Genomic DNA, 2,339 nt, shown 5'->3' on the forward strand with positions numbered 1-2,339 from the left:
CTTGAACACCGTTTTTATTTGTATCTTCCCATACGTAGTTACCAATTTTATATACTTCTTGACCAGCGCCGCCACTTTGGTTATTAGTGAATCCTAAAGCATTACCCATTGAGGCAGATTTACTATTGTCTGAACTTAATGTAACCATTTGAACAAGTGTTGGGCTTTCGCTAGTTGTATATTGGAATTTTGTATTAACCATTACAACATAAGCAGAATCTGCATTTCCAAAATCAATAACAGCGCTATTGTTGTCGCCATATGTAATTTTCTGCAAGTATTGATTTGTTACATCTGTAAGCTCTTTAGTATTCACATCGTATCCTTTATTTAATGTATAACCTTTAGGAACTTGATATATTTTTATATCTGTTACCTCTTTATTTATTTGCCCGATATTATTAGGATAACTTGAGTGGTAAGCTTGAACTTTTAGTTTGGCATTTGTTAAAGAATTTTCCGATGGATTTACATAAATCGTTTGTTTATAGTACCCCGGATTTTCTTTATTTCCAACATGTGAAACTGTTTCAGTGAACGCTGATCCAATTGAATTTTTCTCATTTACAACATAATCTGGATATTGAATGTTTGCAGTAGTCTTTGTTGTATCATTACCTATCGTAACATTAAACTCAACATCGTTTTTACTAACAGGAATTGTATCAGCATCCATATAAATTGAATAATTAATTCCCATTTGTACAGAATTAAACCTATCGACATAATCTGTAAATGTATATGTAATTAAATTATTTGCAGTATCATGTTTTGCAGTCGCAATTGTTTCACCATTATTTGGATCTTTAATATCACCAATATTTTTAATATCTTCCGGATTCAATCCATATACTTGTACTGTATCTGAGTATTTTATTGTGAAATAATCACCTGATTTAACTTTGTCATCAACTTTAATTTGTGATTTTAATGCTAGATAATCTTGTGCAGGTACAATTTTATTGTTTTTATCTGCATCAACGACAGTTAAAGTTGTAGTTGAAGTAATTAAATTATTAACATTTTTAGAGTCTGTTGATGATGGTTGTACTGCTGCTATACGCATTCTTGTATTCAAACGTTTAGGTGCTGTACTTTTTGACATAATCACATCTGAACCATTTGCATTGTCAGTATTATCGCTTTTTTCTCCTACATTTCTTACTTCTTCACTATTAATTTTTAAGTCATCTTTACTTACATTAATTGGTGCTGCCGACATTGTTGCATTTGAAGTTGTGTTATCAGTATTTAATTGCTGTGAATTAACTGTAGTAGTAACTTGATCATCTGAAGTTGCATTATTATCCTCAGTTTTTTTAACATCCGACGTTTGTAATTTTCCATTTTCAGATGGCTGAGAGTTATTATTTTTTTCTGAAGCGACACTATTTTCTACTCTAGTTACTTCTTTTTGATTAGCAACTTTATTAATATTCTCATCATTTAGTTGCTCTGTATCAACTTTACTAGTATTACCATCCTTATTTAGTTGCCCTGTATCAACTTTTTTAGACACTTGATCATTATTTACTGATGTTGCATCTTCCTTCATTTCCTTGTTGGTTACTTCTGCAGCTTTAGCTTCTTGGCTCCCTATACCAAAAATCAAAGTTGTACCAACCAGTATTGATGCTGTTCCCACTGTGTACTTTCTAATCGAAAATTTATTTAATCGATTGGATACCATGCCTTTTCTTGTCATTGCCGTTTTATTTTCTCTGTTTAGCATTAGATTACTCCTAATTCATCAAATTTTTAAATAATACAATTGTTTTAAATACAAAAATGTATATCAATATAGTATTACAATTTTAGATAAAGCACAATACTTTAATTATTTTTCTTTATCGTAAAACTTTATTTAACATTTGCGTTTAAATAAAAGTTTTTATGAGTTTTGTAATCTTTATTTAATCATCATAAAAAATAATATTATTTACCCTTAAAATTAATATCTTAGCTTTTCTAATTCATAGACAATTACTTTTCTGTAACAAATTAAATTGCATCTATTCCTTAAAGATTTTTGGTTTTATATCTGGGAATTTCTAAACAGAAAAACCAGGCCACACGGACCTGGTTAAGCTAATCATATTATTTGTTTTGTTTTTTACGACGACCGAATAGTAATAATGATCCTAATGCCGCGAATAATCCACCGAATAATGTGCCATTATTTGAATTATTATTTTCAGTACCTGTTTCCGGTAATGCTTTCGCTTTATTGTTATGGTCTTTAACTGCACTCATTGGTTTAGCCGGTGTATGTTTACCTGCATTTGAGTCGGAGTCGCTGTCTGAATCTGAATCGCTGTCCGAATCTGAATCGCTGTCTG

General features: G+C 30.6%; 2 protein-coding genes. Both read right to left on the minus strand.

The genetic code is table 11. The features are described from left to right. On the minus strand, positions 1-1,732 hold a 1,732-nt coding region (locus HMPREF2658_RS06445), incomplete at its 3' end, for a fibrinogen-binding adhesin SdrG C-terminal domain-containing protein (RefSeq protein WP_141758288.1). Positions 1,733-2,097: 365 nt separating this feature from the next. Next, the coding region (locus HMPREF2658_RS06450) for an LPXTG cell wall anchor domain-containing protein (protein WP_141758286.1) at positions 2,098-2,339 on the minus strand (242 nt) is incomplete at its 5' end.

It is taken from the genome of Staphylococcus sp. HMSC062H10, assembly GCF_001836945.1.
Classification (GTDB): domain Bacteria; phylum Bacillota; class Bacilli; order Staphylococcales; family Staphylococcaceae; genus Staphylococcus; species Staphylococcus aureus.